The following is a 15349-nucleotide window of genomic DNA, read 5'->3' on the forward strand; positions in this document are numbered from 1 at the left end:
GATCGGCCACACCGGCATCCAGGCGGCGATTGCCAGGTTGCGATCGACGCCCGGATACCAGACCCGTTGGACCATGGTCTCGCAGCTTGCCCACGAGCCGGCGAATCTGCCGCGTCGTCAGTCCGAGTCTCTCGGCAGCACGCCACGGCTTGAGTTTGCCGTCCACCACGTCCTGAATGACCTTGAATCTGTCCAGCTCGCGCATCGTCATCGTGATCCGTTCCATTGCAACCATCGAAGCCTCCAGTCCCGCGAAAACAGCGGCTGGCTAGCATACGACGGCATCAAAAGCGGACATTTCTATCTAGCTAAAAGCGGACATTACCAGGTAGCCTCTACAACCCAGATGATCGATAATTTATCTTATGTAAAGTTAATCGCCATAACTGCAGAGAGTATTGGTTTGCCGAATACAGAAACTGAGCGGCACACCAGTTTCAGATGGATTTCGCCCAGGTGCGTGGTCTCCCTGACAGCGACGCCCTACAGCCGAAGTAACGCAAGCGCGTTGTTGCCGCGCCAGTCCTCGCGCACCGTGTCTGGCAAGTCGAGCGAATCGAATTCGCTCAATGCTTTCTCCACCGGCATCATCGGAAACGCGGATCCGAAGATCATGCGTTTTTTCAGCACCGTTCGGCCATATTGCAGTAGCGGCTCGTAGCCGGAGTGCGCCGTGGCCAGTAGTCCCGGACGCACGGCGAGCGTGCCGATCCAGACGTTAGGATGCCGCCACGCCACCGCCAGCAGTTCATGCACCCACGGCCAGCCCGGCGGCGACGCGCACACGCGCAGGTCAGGCAACGCCATCATCACGCGATCGAGTGCTGCCGGATGACCGAACGTCATCGACGTATGCGTCGAGAAATTCGTCCCGCAATGAATGTTCACTGGCACATCCAGTTCCACGCACTTGCGATAGAGCGGAAACAGTAGCGGATCGTCAATCGTCAGCTTGTGCTCGAAGCCTTGCACGTTCAGGCCTCGTAGGGGTCGCTTGAGAAAACGGAAAATAAAGCACGTTTAGCCGGCGACGCCCTGTCGGAAAGGGCGTGGGCTACGGCGCGGCGAACGCTTCGTCCATCTGGCGGGAGCGTTTAGCCTCGTCGCTTAGCAGGTAGATCGAGGTCGTTGCGATAGAGGCGTGGCGCAGGTTGTCCCGCACGGTCGTCAGCTCCGCGCCGCGAGCAAGCGCATGGGTGGCGTGGGTATGGCGCGTCCAGTGGGGGCTGGCGCGATGCAACTTTTCAGCTAGTACGGGATAATCGGTGCCGATGACATCGGCGGCCAGGCGGAAAAAACCGCGCATCACGAACCACAGACGGGAACGGGTGATGCCCGTTGCTCCTTCCCCATCAAAACTCGCCAGTAGCGGGGCTTTCGGATCCCAGCGCCGCGGTGTCACTGGCAGATGCCTCTGGACGAGGTACTGTTCGAGTGCAACGCGCGCGAGTGGCGGCAAAGCCACCTTGCCGGGCTTGCCTCCCTTGCCCACGAGATTGAGCCAGTGGGCACCGCGTTCATCTATCCGGATGTCGCCAAGCCTCGCGCCGACAAGTTCGCTCGCACGCAGACCGGTTGCGTAGGAAAAGTCGAGCAGGAAGCGCAGCCGCTGCGCGGCGGGTGCTTCCCAGCCGTAGGACCATTCCAGTCCGTTGGCGATCGTGCGAAGCAGCCCCCATTCGCCTTCCGTGAAGCCGCGCGCCGTGTCAAGTGGCGCGACACGCGTTTTGCCACGCACCTTGATACCGGCAAACGGATTGGTAAGCACGTAGCGTTGCTCGATCAGCCAGCGAAACAGGGCGCCCAGCACGGAGAGTGCGTAGGCGGTCGAGCGGCCCGACAGGTTTCCAGAGAACGGGCGCCAGTCTGGGGCGCTGCGCGGCCGCGGCGGCCCGACCCACCGCTCGCGCGGACCGGGATGCCGCAGAAAGCTCCGATACGCGATCGCATCCTCTGTTGTGAGCGAGGACAGCGCCCGTCCACGTTCGACGATGGCCCAGAGAATCAGGCGTTCAGCCTCCTTGCGGTAGGCACGCTGCGTGGCAGGAGTTTCGTGCAACGCGAGCCACGCGTGAACCGCGTCATAGTCGTTGTTCGCGTCAAGCGCGCAGGCCCGCCTGGGCGCCCGGAAGCTGCCGTGCGAACCATCCACCTCGTGCGGCACCCTCAACTGCTCCCATGGGACGACGACGCCCGACGTGGTCACGGCAACCAGCGCGTGAGCGCGTTCCGTCAGTTGCGGATGGGCGGCAAAGAATGCCTCGATCTGCCGGGCACTGGTCTGGCCAAGTCCGCGCACCGTGCTCCACCAGCGGCGTCGACGCGGCACCCGCACGGTCAGGTCCGCGAGGGTCGCGATGCCATGCGCACGCAGCACGCGCGCCGCGCGCGGCGTCAGCCACAGGCCGATGTCATCGGCGATCTGCGGTTGTGGCATCGGCAACGCACGCAGGATTTCGATCGCGTGTGCGACCGCGCCTGCCCGGGCGAGCCGGTCACCAACAGGATGTTGCAGCAGATCAGCAAGATCGGCGCGCTGGCGTTCAACGGCAAGGTTGACAAGCTGACGGCGGATCGCGCCGATGATGCCGCGCGCCGATGCGCCCGGCGCGCGTGCGTGAGACAGGTAGCGGTCCACGGCGGCCCGCGAAGACAGGCCGGCATACCAGCCGCGCAGCGCCGCAAGCTGGTCGGCATCCGGAAACGCCAGCGGTTCGGTGGAGGCCGGGTGCGAGGCAGGCCAGGACTGACGCGTTTTCATGTTTGTCAGTTTAGTGAAAAAAGGCATCCATTGCGATAAGAAGGATTATGGCAATGGATCGTATTACACTGCTGTTTTTCTGAACCGTCAGTCCAGTGGAATCGGTGCTGCAACCCGCCGTCAGCGCCATCCCCATCCTCTGTCGAGCCCACCATGCCCCGTCGTTCCATTCTCTCGCCGGCCGAGCGAGACAGCCTGTTTTCGTTCCCTGACAGCCACGATGATCTAATTCGCCACTACACGTTTAGCGAGCAGGACATGTCGCTGATCAGGCAGCATCGAGGAACGGCCAATCGCCTCGGATTTGCCGTCCAGTTCTGCTGCTTGCGTTTTCCGGGCTTCGCTTTGAGCGCTGGTGTCGAGCCTCCGCCCGCGCTGCTGCGGTACGTTGCCGGGCAACTCGGCATTGCACCGTCGCACTGGGAGGCGTACGCGCAGCGGGACCAGACGCGCCGTGAGCATCTGCTCGAACTGCAGGCGGCGCTGCAACTGCGTCCGCTTACGGTGGCCGACTACCATCCGGCGGTACTGGCACTCGTCGACCTGGCAATGCAGACCGACAAGGGCTTCGTACTCGCGCAGGCGCTGCTCGAATATCTGCGCCGGCAGGCAATCCTGTTGCCGGGTTCGAACGTGATCGAGCGGATCTGTGCTGAAGCGGTCACCCGCGCGACGCGTCGCATCCACGACGTGCTCACGGAATTGCTGTCGGACGGTCATCGGCGAAGACTCGACGAGTTACTGAAGCGTCGGGACGACGGCCGCATGACGTGGCTGGCATGGTTGCGGCTGCCGCCGGGCAAGGCGAGTTCGCGACAGATGCTGCAGCACATCGACCGCCTGAAAATCCTTCACGCCGTCGACCTGCCCGCGGGCCTCGACCGGCTGGTGCACAGAAACCGTTTGCTCAAGATTGCGCGCGAAGGCGCGCAGATGACGCCACACGACCTCGGGAAGTTCGAAACACAGCGTCGTCACGCGACCTTGGCGGCCATCGTCATGGAAGCGACAGCGACAGTCACCGATGAAATCGTCGACCTGCACGACCGCATCATCGGTCGGCTTTTCAATGCCGCGAAAAAGAAACATCAGCAGCAGTTCCACCGCTCGGGCAAGGCGATCAACGACAAGGTGAGACTGTACGGGAAGCTCGGCCGCGCCCTGCTGAAGGCCAGGGAAAATGGCGGCGATGCCTTCAAGGCGATCGAGTCCGTCATGTCGTGGGAGGTATTCACGAAAAGTGTCAGCGAGGCCGAGCAACTGGCCCAGCCCGAAGCGTTCGATTTCCTGCATCAGATCGGCGACCATTACGCGACGCTGCGTCGCTACGTACCGGCTTTCCTCGAAATCCTGAAACTGCGCGCGGCGCCGGCGGCGACCGATGTGCTCAACGCCGTCAACATGATCAAGGCCATGGACAATGATGGCGTGCGCAAGATGCCGGCGGACGCGCCGACCGCCTTCGTCAAGCCGCGGTGGAAACAACTGGTCTTGACCGACACCGGTATTGATCGTCGTTACTACGAGTTGTGTGCGCTGGCCGAGTTGAAGAATGCGCTGCGATCAGGCGACATCTGGGTGCAGGGCTCACGCCAGTTCAAGGACTTCGACGACTATCTGCTTCCGGCGGAAAATTTCCAGGCGATCAGGCGGGACAATGCGCTGCCAATACCCATCACCACCGACTGCGACCGTTACCTGAACGAGCGGCGGCAGTTGCTGGAGGAGCGGCTGGCAACCGTCAACCGGCTCGCGGCCGAAAACGGACTGCCCGATGCGATCATTACGGAATCGGGCCTGAAAATCACGCCACTCGATGCAGCAGTGCCCGAGGCTGCCCAGACGCTGATCGACCAGACGTCGGTCATGCTGCCGCGCGTGAAGATCACCGAACTGCTGATGGAGGTCGATGCGTGGACCGGATTCACTCGCCATTTCATGCACCTGAAGACCGGAGAGAGCGCAAAAGACAAGACATTGCTGCTCACGACGGTCCTGGCCGATGCGATAAACCTCGGACTGACAAAGATGGCAGAAGCATGCCCGGGGACCACCTACGCGAAACTCTCGTGGCTGCAGGCGTGGCACATCCGTGACGAGACTTATTCGCAGGCGCTGGGCGAACTGGTCAACGCACAGTTCGCCCAGCCGTTCGCTACCCATTGGGGTGACGGCAGCACTTCGTCATCGGACGGGCAGCGTTTCCGGGCCGGCGGACGCGCCGAGAGTACCGGACATGTGAACCCGAAGTATGGCGCCGAACCAGGCCGGATGTTCTACACGCACATCTCCGACCAATACGCGCCGTTCTACCCGAACCTCGTGAACGTCGGCGTGCGCGATTCGACCTACGTGCTCGACGGCCTGCTATACCATGAGTCGGATCTGCGCATTCAGGAACATTACACCGACACCAACGGTTTCACCGACCACGTTTTTGCATTGATGCACCTGCTGGGCTTCCGGTTCGCGCCCCGCATCCGCGATCTCCACGACATGAAGCTGTACGTGCCTGGCAGCGTGAAGGACTATCCGGCGCTCCAGTCGATGATTGGTGACACGTACAACGAGAAGGCAATCCGGCGGAACTGGGACGAGATCCTGCGCCTGGCGACGTCGATCCGGCAGGGTACCGTCACCGCTTCACTGATGCTGCGCAAGCTCGGCAGCTATCCGCGGCAGAACGGCCTCGCCGTTGCGCTACGCGAGATCGGTCGTATCGAGCGTACGCTGTTCATCCTCGACTGGCTGCAGAACGTCGAACTGCGCCGCCGCGTTCACGTCGGCCTGAACAAGGGCGAGGCCCGCAATGCGCTTGCACGTTCGGTCTTCTTCTACCGCCTTGGGGAAATCCGCGATCGCAGCTTTGAGTCGCAGCGCTATCGCGCCAGCGGCCTGAATCTGGTCACTGCCGCAATCGTGCTGTGGAACACCGTCTACCTCGACCGGGCTGTCCACGCGATGGTCGCACGCGGTACCCCGCCCGATGCAGTTTTGCTACCGTATCTCTCACCGCTTGGCTGGGAGCACATCAACCTGACGGGCGATTACGTGTGGCGCGAGGACCAGAACGTGCGGCGCGGTGGATTCCGGCCACTGCGTCCCGCCCGGGACCACTAGCGTTAGCCTTTCCTGTTGGGGGTGTTGTGCGCGGCAACTGTCCTAAGTAAGCTGGCGGAGCGGCGCAGTGCGGCCATGAAGAGACTTTGGTGATGTTCTCTCGAGCGGCTGAAATACGAAGAACAGCCGACTGCCACGTGCAAGCACACAAAGAGAACGCTCCGAGCGCTGCTCGTGGACCTGGAGTCCCGTAGCACATTGGCCTCTTGGGGATCTACAGCGGCGAAACGGCAAATTAACCCGTGTTTGGGAACTTAAATGGAGGTAAACGCCGGAATTTTGACCGAAACTCCACGATGTGTGCTGTTACAAAGTAACCTTCGATCTGCATGGCCAACGGTCCATCATGACAAAAGGCAATCTCGCCTCTTTCCATGAGAGTGATCCATGACGAAGGTGGCAATTTCTGACGCGCATGGTGTCATGCGTGAGGGGCTGCGTGCGCTGCTGTGCAGCACAGGGGAGTTCGAGTTTGCAGGTGAAGCGGCCGACGGAGCAAGCACGCTGGCACTTGCGAGAGCGACCGATGCAGCCTTGCTTACTCTCGGCCTCTCAATGCCCGGCCTCCATGGCCTCGATCTGATCCCCCTGATCAAGATCGAAAATCCTTCGTTGCGCATTCTGGTGGTGACGATGCATCCTGAGCAGGCGTACGCAGTTCGTGCGTTCAAGGCCGGAGCGTCCGGATACGTTACGAAAGATACGCCTGGCAAAGACTTTATAGCGGCGGCCCGAAAGGTTGCGTCCGGAGGCATCTATGTAAGTCTTATGATGGCGGACCAGATCGCCCACGGTTTTGCTGAAGTCGATTCTTCATTTCCCCACCAGCGCCTGTCCGCCCGCGAATTCCAGATACTTCTCCTGATTGCGGCAGGCGAATCTATTGCAGTGATCGCAGGAAAGCTGGGTTTGAGTGCCAAGACGGTCAGCACACATAGGACGAACATTCTGGAAAAGTCCGGCCTCGCGAACGACGCGGCGCTTGTGCGCTACGCTGTGCGCCACGACCTTCTTGAAGATGACGGTGCCGAGCTGCTCTAAGTCGCCCCTGGAGCGTGTCGATGTCACACTGACACGCATCATGCCGCATCGGAGTTTTGGTGTTGCGGGTTACGCAGGCGGATCAACTTTCTGCGCCCGTATATCGAAGGCGAATATCCGTGTCAGGACTGCGCTTCCATTGTCTGTTACCTTAAATTCAGACGCACCGGATGCGCCTGCGGCGCGCTCAACCAATTGCCGGCCTATAAGCTGTTCGACCTCGCGCCGGTCAAGATCAGCGTGCGAGGGAGCTTGTTCTATAAGCATGAGCGCTGACAGTTCATGCGCACTCAGAAACGATTCCATAGGATGGCCTCCGTGTCCCGCCCCTCCCCCGCAGAGGCCATACAGCATCGCAGGACGCTCAATAGCGTCTGGCAGCAAGGGGGCGGCGAACTCAAGCACAAACTATGAGGCTTTGCAGCCTGGTAGGGCAGCCTAAATCTGCCAGTTGGTTCATCTGGATCAATCAAACTGCATTTGAACTATACAAAGTTCGCATTTTGCGATTATCGGGGTCGGTCTCTTGCCCCGCGTCCGTCCATTCATCGCGGGGCCAGCGGTATGGTTTCACTGCTACTGGAATTTCTTGACCTGCTTTGCGCGGTTTGCCGCGGCGACCACCGTGAACGATAGCGCTGCGCAGGTCAATCAGCCGTCGACGATCGGCTCATGCAAGGGCGGAAGCGGCCGTTCGAGATTCGATTTTGAATGACTCCAAGGGGTCGTCTGGCAACGTTCGTCCGCCGCTAACGTGCTTTATTTTCCGTTTTCGCAAGCGACCCCTCGTAAACCCAGTTCGCGCACTGCTGTCTCGAACTCGGCGACCGCAGCGTCGCCCTTGTGTGGATCGACACCCGCGAAGCCGATATAACGCTCGCCGTGCGCGCGACAAAACGTGGCCACGTCCGCATTCGATATCTTCACGCCGAACGTGCTGGTCAGATCTCGCGCCTTTAGCACCACATGGCGCGCGTTCAGGCGCTCGTAAGTGGCAAGATAATCAGCCAGCGGATCGCCGCCGCCCGAATCGGCAACCTGTCGCTCCGTGCCTTCGTACACGCGCCGATAGTTCGCCAGATGGCTGGCAGGTCCGTCGAATTGCAGCGAGGGCGGACGACTCGAAAAGTCCACGAACATGCGATGCTCCACAGACAAGGTGTCAACGCCAACGCGATTCCTGGCGATCGAAAGTCCCGGCGAATGGATCGACCGTCTCGGCGATCAATCGCTTCTTTGCAATTTTTCGCGAGGGCGTTCGCGGGAAATCGCCTTCGATGTATTGCAGGTAGCGCGGCACCTTGAACGAAGCAAGATGCTTCGCACAGTGCTCGAATACGACCTCGGGCGGCAAATCTCCATGTGTCAGACCATCCCGCAATTTCAGATACGCTTTCACCTCTTCGCGGCGCAGCGGATCGGGAACGGGCACCACGGCGGCCTCGTCAATCGCGTCCATGCTACGCAACACCGTCTCCACTTCGGTTGCGGAAACATTTTCGCCTGCGCGCTTGATCATCTCCTTGATGCGACCGACGATGAAAAAGAAACCCTGCGCGTCGCGCCTGAACAGGTCGCCCGTCCGAAACCATTCTCCGTCGAAACTCTCGGCGTTTGCCTCGGGGCGCTTGTAATAGCCCCACAAAATGCCGCGACCGCGAATCCACAGCTCCCCCACTTCATCGACGTCGGCGATGCTGCCGTCAACACACCGGATCTGTAGTTCGCGAAACGGCGCGGGCAGTCCGCATGTGCGCTCCAGTGCCTGTTCGTTCGCCCACGCTGGCACCAGTGCGCCGGTACCCACTTCGGTCATGCCGAACCCTTCCCGCGCGATGACGTTAAAGCGCGCCTGCACCTCTTCCCGCGCCGGTTTGGTCCAGCCATAGATGCTGATGTACTTGAGACACACTTCGGCATCGCGCGGGCTGCGTGGATGCTGGCTCAGCGCCGGCTCAGGAAAGATGCAGTAGTGAATGCGATAGTCGATCAACCACGACATGAAGCGCGTGAGACTCATGCGCTCCGCGATGTACGCGGTGCCGCCGAGCTTCATCGTCATGAGAAATTGCCACATCGGGTCCATGTAGAAAAACGGCGCCCAGATCAGCACGTTTTCGATTCCCGCCTCCGGCCCGCGCCGATGCCGCGCAGCCCCGTGACAATGAATCATCCAGTAGTCGTGGCTCAACATGCAGCCTTTCGGAAAGCCCGTCGTGCCAGAGGTATATTGCAGGTTCAGAAGATCGTTGCGGGAAACCGTGCTGGGTGCCACAAAATCAGCGCTGCCAGCATCGAGCAGCGTCTGCCAGTTCAACGTGTGCCCGCCTTCTCCGCACACGATCACACGCTCCCACGCGAGCAGGCCAGGCAACGCCGGCGTTTCGGCGATACGCGGCAAAAACCCGGCGTCGATCACCAGATATTGCGCATCGGCGTCGGTAAGCACGAACGTCATTTCGTCGAGCGTATAAGCTGTGTTGACCGGAACCATCACGGCGCCGATCCGTCCGAGCGCGATCCACGTGATCGGAAATTCGGGTGAATTCTTGAGCATCAGCGCAACATGACAGCCCTTCCGAATGCCTTGCCTGACGAGCGAATCCGCCAGTCGCGAGGCGGCGTGGTCAATCTGCGCATAGGTCATGCTAATGCCACGGTCGAACCAGACCGCGGCGATCCTGTCGCCATAAAGCGCGGCCTGCTCGCGCACGAACTGCCCAAGCGACTCGGGCAACGCGAGCTGTTCCTGACGTTTCCGACGGGCGAGTTCGTCCTCCACGGTCGGCGACTGTGTCTTCATACCTTTCTCCAGAAATGTCGAAGCCTCGCGTAGCGAGGCGCGCATGTCGCGCGGCCTAGTCCTGCAAGATGATCTGGCAATCCTCGGGCGCCCAGTCCAGCAGGACCGGCGCGCCACGTTCGTGCGCAACCTGCCGTCGGCTGCCCTGCTCCTGCACGACGATCTGCGTGTCGCCCGGCAAGCGCACGTGATGACGCACCACGCTGCCTAGCGTGATTGAATCTTCCAGCGTGCCTGCGTGACGCTTGCCCGCGCCATCCTCCACGTGAGGCGAATCAGACGCGGCGGTCATGCGCACGCTCTCCGGACGCACCAGCAGTTTGACGGCGGTGCCGCGCGGCACCGAGCCAGAGTCGATCGTGGCGGGCAGCAGACCCAGCGACGTCGAGACGACTGTGTTCGTGCCGGCGCTGTCCTGCACGGTGCCCGAAATCAGATTGGCCGTGCCAATGAAATTCGCCGCAAATGCCGTGCGCGGCGAGCGATAGAGTTCGTCGGGCGTCGCGATCTGCTCCACGCGTCCCTGATTCATCAGCACGATGCGATCGGACATGGAGAGCGCCTCGTCCTGGTCGTGCGTGACATTGAGCATCGTGATGCCGAGTTGAGCATGCAGGCGGCGAATTTCGAACTGCATCTGCTCGCGCAGCTTCTTGTCGAGTGCGCCGAGCGGTTCGTCGAGCAGGATCAGCACCGGGTTGTACACGATGCAGCGCGCCAGCGACACGCGCTGCTGCTGGCCGCCCGAGAGTTCCCTGGGCTTGCGCATTGCGATGTCTGGCAAGCGCACCATGTCGAGCACGTCTTTTACTTTGCGCCGGATCTCGTCCTTTGGCATCTTGCGCACACGCAGTGGAAACGCAATGTTGTCGAACACCGTCATATGCGGCATGAGCGCATAGTTCTGGAACACCATGCCAAGACCGCGCGCACTCGGCGCCGCATCCGTGATGTCGATGCCGCGCATGAAAATCCGTCCTGACGACGGACTCACCATGCCTGCAATCACATTGAGCAGCGTTGTCTTACCCGAACCGCTTGGGCCGAGCAGCGTGACGAATTCGCCCTGCTTCACGCTGAAGTCGAGCGGTGCGAGTGCTTCCACCGCACCGTAGCGTCGCGAGACCTGTTTCAGTTCGATCATGTTCATTGCGCAATCCCGTAATCTGTCCGCTCAATGCCGCTCGCCGCGCATCACGACTTGCGCGGCGTTGTGCCCCGGCACGCCCGTCACGCCGCCGCCCGGATGTACCGACGCACCGCACTGATAAAGTCCCCTGACTGGCGTGCGATAGTCCGCGGCGCCTTGTACCGGACGCCTGAAAAAAATCTGGTCCGCGCTCAGTTCACCGTGGTGTACATGGCCACCCGGCAGCGCGAAAATCCGTTCGAGATCCGCGGGCGAAAGCACTTGCGCATCGTCGATACAGTCGCGAATATTGGGCGCGTAGGTCGCGAGTGTGTCGAGCACGATTTCATACAGCCGCTCACGCTGTGTATCCCACGTACCTTCGCGCAGCGCGTAGGGCGCGTGCTGCCCAAAAATGCTCATCAGGTGCTTGCCTTCAGGCGCAACGCCCGGATCGACCGCGCTTGGACTCAACACCACGAGCGGCGGCCGCGACGAGATCTCGCCGTACTTCGCAGCATCCCATGCGCGTTCCAGATACTCCACCGAAGGCCCGATGCGCACCTGTGCCGGATACGCAAAGCCCGCCGCCCCCGCGTCGAAGTCCTTGAATGTGGGCAACTGCCTGAGCGCGAGGTTGACCTTGAACGCGGTGGAGCGGTCACGTATCTGTGCGACCCGCGAGAGAAATTCAGGCGGCACGTTTTCCGCGCTTACAAGCCGCTGAAACAGCACCTTGGTCGCCACATTTGAAATCACGCAGCCCGCCTCGATCTCCTCCCCCGACGACAGCCGCACGCCCGTTGCGCGCTCACCCCTGATGATTATCGATGCGACAGGCGCATTGCAGCGCACCTCCATGCCATGTTCCTTGCCGGATGCCTCGATCGCTTCCGAGATCGAGCCCATGCCGCCGCGCACGAAGCCGGCCGGACCCGCGCTCGTCGTGTGATCGCGAATGAAGCCGCGCAAAAGCACGTACGCCGAACCGGGCGAACAGATGCTCGTCGCGGCGCCGCCGCACGACGCATAGAAACCCATCGCGGTAATCATCTCGTCGGACTGGAACCAGCGCGCGAGAAAATCGCGAGCGCTCAACGTGAGTACGTCGTAGAGATCGTAGAACTGCTCGCCCATGTCGCGAAAACGCCAGGCGAAGCCGAGCAGTCGGCTGCGCGCGCCGAGTCCGCCGTCCGCGGGATCGGGTGGAATTTCCCACAGCATGTCGGAGACGACCTTGCCGAGTCGCGCCATGTGCGCGCGATATCTGCCGTATGCGTGCGCATCGGCCTCGCTGAAGCGGGCAATGTCAGCGCGCAGTTGCTCGCCTTCCGCGCGGAACGTGAGGCTGCGTCCATCGCCATAGAGATGTAGCATCGGCGGCGGAACAATGATCTCGTAGCCATGTTTCGCCAGCTCCAGTTCCTGGATGATGCGAGGCTGCAGAAGCGCCATCGTATAGGACGCGGTGGAAACCCGATATCCCGGCCACACCGCTTCGCTGACGGCCGCGCCGCCCGCGAGTTCGCGCCGCTCCAGCAGGCAGACCTTGAAGCCCTTGCGCGCCAGATAGGCGCCGCAAACGAGCCCGTTGTGTCCCGCGCCAACGATCACTGCGTCGTAGTGGTTCGCCATGTTTTTTACGTTCGCCATGTTTTGTTATGGTCGAAGATCATTCGGCAGATGCGTCGTGCCGTTGCAATGCCATGATGCCGAGACATACCATCAGCGAAATCAGCGTCAGCAGCGTCGAGACGGCCGCAAGAACCGACGACACTTCCCAGCGGATCGCGCTATACATCTTGACCGGTAGCGTCGTGGTCTGCGGCCCTGAGATGAAATACGCCACCACTACTTCGTCGAACGAGAGCAGGAAAGCGAACAGCACGCTCACTGCTACTGATGCGCGAATCTGTGGCAGCACCACCTGAAAGAAAATGCGTGCACGACCCGCACCCATGACGAGCGCGACAGCTTCGAGTGACGCGTCGGCGTGACGCAGCCCCGAGCCCACCGCGATAATCACGAACGGCACCACCAGCACGGCATGTGCGAGCGCAAGGCCCCAGATCGTGTTGACGAGCGCAAGGGTCGAGAACTGCTTGTAGACGCCCAGCCCGAGTACAACAACAGGCACGAGCATCGGCGTAATGGCGAACGTCTCGAGCACACGCTTACCGGGAAAGCGACCGCGTGCGAGCGCATAGGCGCCAGGCACGCCCACCGTGATCGAGATTGCCGACGCGAGCGACGCGACCATCACGCTCGTCACGCATGCGCCCCACCACGCCGGATCGGCAAGAAACTGCTGAAACAGCGCGAGCGAGAAGGTCTTCGGCGGAAAGGTCAGTTCGCTGCCGCCGCCGAAAGAGATCGGCACGATCACGAGGCTCGGCAGCAGCAGGAAGAGGTAGCCCAACCAGCCGCCTGTCGCACCCAGCACGCGCATCACGGCGTGCCAGTCACGGCGCCTTGGTTCGGGTTTTGCGAAGTCGCTGCCGACCCGGGTCGCGGTATCCATCATGCGAATGCCTCCCTGCCCTGCTGCACGCGCCCGAGCATCGCTATGAGCACGCCGGAAAGCACAAGCAGCATCATCGCGATCGAAGCGGCGAGCGTCCAGTCGAGCGTTTGCCGCGTATAGAAGTCGATGAGGTTGGCGAGCATCATGTCTCGCGGCCCACCGAGTAGCGCTGGTGTGATGTACATGCCCATTGAGAGCGTGAGGCACATCAGCACGCCAGCGATCACACCGGGCATGGAAAGCGGCAGCGTGATACGAGCGAAGATCATGAGCGGCCCTGCGCCCATCAACTCGGCGGCGAACTTGAGATTGCGATTCTGCGTGGTGAGGCTCGTGAGAATCGGCAGCACCATGAACGGCAGCAGATAATTGGTCATGCCGATCACCACGCCGGTGCGATTGAATATCAGATCGGGATGCCACGCGTCGCCGCTCAGCCAGCCCGCCAGCTTCGCGATGATGCCCGCACTGCCCAGCACGACCGTAAATGCGTAGCTTTTGACGAGAATGCTGGTCCAGAACGGCAGCATTACCATCACGAGGTACGGCGCGCGTTTCGATGCCGGCATGCGCGCGAGATGCAGCGCGATGATGTAGCCGAGCACGAGACTCGTCGCCGTGGCGAGCGTGCCGATGATCAGGGTGTTGCCGAGCACGCGACGAATCAGCGGGCTCGTGAGCACCTGCTCGTAGCCGCGTAGCGTGAACGCGTGCTCGTAGACGCTCGACCAGCCCACCACACCAAGCGGCCAGAGAAAGAACACCGCCAGCAGGCCGTACAACGGCAGCAACATCACGACCACAGCCTTCAGGTTCAGCGTGTAGTTCATCGCGCGCTCCGGCTCCTTTACGTCAACATCCACGTCGTGAAGCGGTTCTGGAGTGAATCGTAGTGATCGCCCCACCACACGTCGTTGATGATGATGCTGTTGGGATCGTGCATATCCGGCATGCGCGCCTTCGCGGCGGCGGAGACGAGCGGCATTGCCTGCGCGGCATTCGGCGCGAATTCCACCATCTCGCAGAACGCCGCCTGCCGGTCGGGACGCAGACAGAACGCCACGTACTGCATCGCCGCCTGCGTGTTCTTTCCGTACTTTGGCACCGCCAGATATTCGAGGCTGTTGAGCGTCTGCTTCATCGACATCTCGATCGACGTCCCCGCGCGCTGCGCCGGCAATACGCGGCTGAGATACGTGTACGTGAAATCGAGTTCGTTGCTGGCGATGAGCGTGACCGTTTCGGGTGTCGTTTCGATCCACTTGCGCACCGATGGCTTGATGCGGTCCATCGCCTTGAACGCGCGCTCGACATCGAGCGGATAAAGCCTGTCAGGCGCGACGCCATCCGCAAGCAGCGCCATCTCCAGGTTCTCGCTCACTCGCGGACGCAAGCCGCGCCGGCCAGGAAACGCCTTCACGTCCCAGAACTCCGCATAGGTGGTGGGATGCTTGCCGCCACGCTTCGGGTCGTAGCCGATACCGCCGGCATACGAATACGTGCCAACGAAATCCGCGCCTGTCTTCGTGACGAGACCATCAGTCTTGACGATGGCCGGATCGATCTTCTCCCACATCCCCTGACGCGAGCCGGCGACGATCTGCGGGCCGATACTGTCGAACACATCCCACGACACGTTCTTCGACTCGACCTGCACCTTCATGCGCGCGAGGTCGGCGCTATTGACGAGATTCACCGCAATACCCGTCTCTTTCGTGAAAGGCCCGGCGAAAGCGGCTCGCACCGCCGCCTCGTATGCGCCGCCCCAGCACGTCACGCTGATGCTCTTCGCCTGCGCGCGCACGATAGCCGGCGCGCCAAGGAGTGCCACGCCTGCGAGCGCGCCAGCCTGCTGCAAAAAGGCGCGCCGCGGGCGCGAATGAGAACCGGCTGCGGCGTCGGTCCTGACGTCGTCGACTGGACTGCGAGAAGTGTTCGCTTTCATGCTGGTCTCCATGAGTGGTCGGGGCA

General features: G+C 61.5%; 13 protein-coding genes. 2 read left to right on the top strand and 11 right to left on the bottom strand.

Annotation, left to right across the window (positions count from 1 at the left end):
* The 3 genes from BLV45_RS13890 to BLV45_RS13900 form a co-directional block, all read right to left on the bottom strand.
* The coding region (locus BLV45_RS13890) for a helix-turn-helix domain-containing protein (RefSeq protein WP_143130425.1) at window positions 1-235 on the bottom strand (235 nt) is incomplete at its 3' end.
* Window positions 236-483: 248 nt separating this feature from the next.
* Window positions 484-1011, bottom strand: coding sequence for an amidohydrolase family protein (locus BLV45_RS13895; RefSeq protein WP_322788614.1), 528 nt, complete (start codon window positions 1009-1011; stop codon window positions 484-486).
* Between the two features lie 43 nt (window positions 1012-1054).
* Window positions 1055-2761, bottom strand: a complete 1707-nt coding sequence (locus BLV45_RS13900; protein WP_046565383.1) for a phage integrase family protein — start codon at window positions 2759-2761, stop codon at window positions 1055-1057.
* Between the two features lie 153 nt (window positions 2762-2914).
* On the opposite strand from BLV45_RS13900, the gene BLV45_RS13905 reads away from it, so the two are divergent.
* Both BLV45_RS13905 and BLV45_RS13910 read left to right on the top strand, forming a co-directional pair.
* On the top strand, window positions 2915-5881 hold the full coding sequence (locus tag BLV45_RS13905) for a Tn3 family transposase (RefSeq protein ID WP_046565381.1): 2967 nt from the start codon (window positions 2915-2917) through the stop codon (window positions 5879-5881).
* A gap of 387 nt (window positions 5882-6268) precedes the next feature.
* On the top strand, window positions 6269-6922 hold the full coding sequence (locus BLV45_RS13910) for a response regulator (protein ID WP_060090756.1): 654 nt from the start codon (window positions 6269-6271) through the stop codon (window positions 6920-6922).
* Between the two features lie 69 nt (window positions 6923-6991).
* Here BLV45_RS13910 and BLV45_RS13915 read toward each other — a convergent pair whose 3' ends face one another.
* The 8 genes from BLV45_RS13915 to BLV45_RS13950 all read right to left on the bottom strand — a co-directional run bounded on the left by BLV45_RS13915 (window position 6992) and on the right by BLV45_RS13950 (window position 15323).
* The gene (locus tag BLV45_RS13915) at window positions 6992-7228 is read right to left on the bottom strand and encodes a hypothetical protein (protein ID WP_088176911.1); all 237 of its coding nucleotides are present in this window, start codon (window positions 7226-7228) and stop codon (window positions 6992-6994) included.
* A gap of 453 nt (window positions 7229-7681) precedes the next feature.
* The gene (locus tag BLV45_RS13920) at window positions 7682-7984 is read right to left on the bottom strand and encodes an amidohydrolase family protein (RefSeq protein ID WP_245753263.1); all 303 of its coding nucleotides are present in this window, start codon (window positions 7982-7984) and stop codon (window positions 7682-7684) included.
* Between the two features lie 100 nt (window positions 7985-8084).
* Window positions 8085-9725, bottom strand: coding sequence for a class I adenylate-forming enzyme family protein (locus tag BLV45_RS13925; protein ID WP_090533927.1), 1641 nt, complete (start codon window positions 9723-9725; stop codon window positions 8085-8087).
* 55 nt (window positions 9726-9780) lie between these two features.
* A complete protein-coding gene (locus BLV45_RS13930; protein ID WP_090533929.1) occupies window positions 9781-10875 on the bottom strand; it encodes an ABC transporter ATP-binding protein in 1095 nt (364 codons plus the stop codon).
* Between the two features lie 24 nt (window positions 10876-10899).
* On the bottom strand, window positions 10900-12507 hold the full coding sequence (locus BLV45_RS13935; protein ID WP_245753265.1) for a phytoene desaturase family protein: 1608 nt from the start codon (window positions 12505-12507) through the stop codon (window positions 10900-10902).
* 19 nt (window positions 12508-12526) lie between these two features.
* Window positions 12527-13378, bottom strand: coding sequence for an ABC transporter permease (locus BLV45_RS13940; RefSeq protein WP_090533931.1), 852 nt, complete (start codon window positions 13376-13378; stop codon window positions 12527-12529).
* Window positions 13375-14208: an ABC transporter permease gene (locus BLV45_RS13945; protein ID WP_090533933.1), complete on the bottom strand. Its 834-nt coding sequence runs from the start codon at window positions 14206-14208 to the stop codon at window positions 13375-13377. Before BLV45_RS13945 ends, BLV45_RS13940 begins: the two co-directional genes overlap by 4 nt.
* 17 nt (window positions 14209-14225) lie before the next feature.
* Window positions 14226-15323, bottom strand: a complete 1098-nt coding sequence (locus tag BLV45_RS13950) for an ABC transporter substrate-binding protein (RefSeq protein ID WP_090533935.1) — start codon at window positions 15321-15323, stop codon at window positions 14226-14228.
* Window positions 15324-15349 lie beyond the last annotated feature (26 nt).

The sequence above is a fragment of the Paraburkholderia sartisoli genome, from assembly GCF_900107685.1.
In the GTDB taxonomy this organism is placed as follows: domain Bacteria; phylum Pseudomonadota; class Gammaproteobacteria; order Burkholderiales; family Burkholderiaceae; genus Paraburkholderia; species Paraburkholderia sartisoli.

Bases quoted from the DNA above. Each gene is read 5' to 3' on its own strand.
- BLV45_RS13930 (WP_090533929.1), bottom strand. From the start codon at position 10,875: ATGAACATGATCGAACTGAAACAGGTCTCGCGACGCTACGGTGCGGTG.
- BLV45_RS13905 (WP_046565381.1), top strand. From the start codon at position 2,915: ATGCCCCGTCGTTCCATTCTCTCGCCGGCCGAGCGAGACAGCCTGTTT.
- BLV45_RS13935 (WP_245753265.1), bottom strand. From the start codon at position 12,507: ATGGCGAACGTAAAAAACATGGCGAACCACTACGACGCAGTGATCGTT.
- BLV45_RS13945 (WP_090533933.1), bottom strand. From the start codon at position 14,208: ATGAACTACACGCTGAACCTGAAGGCTGTGGTCGTGATGTTGCTGCCG.
- BLV45_RS13915 (WP_088176911.1), bottom strand. From the start codon at position 7,228: ATGGAATCGTTTCTGAGTGCGCATGAACTGTCAGCGCTCATGCTTATA.
- BLV45_RS13910 (WP_060090756.1), top strand. From the start codon at position 6,269: ATGACGAAGGTGGCAATTTCTGACGCGCATGGTGTCATGCGTGAGGGG.
- BLV45_RS13900 (WP_046565383.1), bottom strand. From the start codon at position 2,761: ATGAAAACGCGTCAGTCCTGGCCTGCCTCGCACCCGGCCTCCACCGAA.
- BLV45_RS13950 (WP_090533935.1), bottom strand. From the start codon at position 15,323: ATGAAAGCGAACACTTCTCGCAGTCCAGTCGACGACGTCAGGACCGAC.
- BLV45_RS13940 (WP_090533931.1), bottom strand. From the start codon at position 13,378: ATGATGGATACCGCGACCCGGGTCGGCAGCGACTTCGCAAAACCCGAA.
- BLV45_RS13925 (WP_090533927.1), bottom strand. From the start codon at position 9,725: ATGAAGACACAGTCGCCGACCGTGGAGGACGAACTCGCCCGTCGGAAA.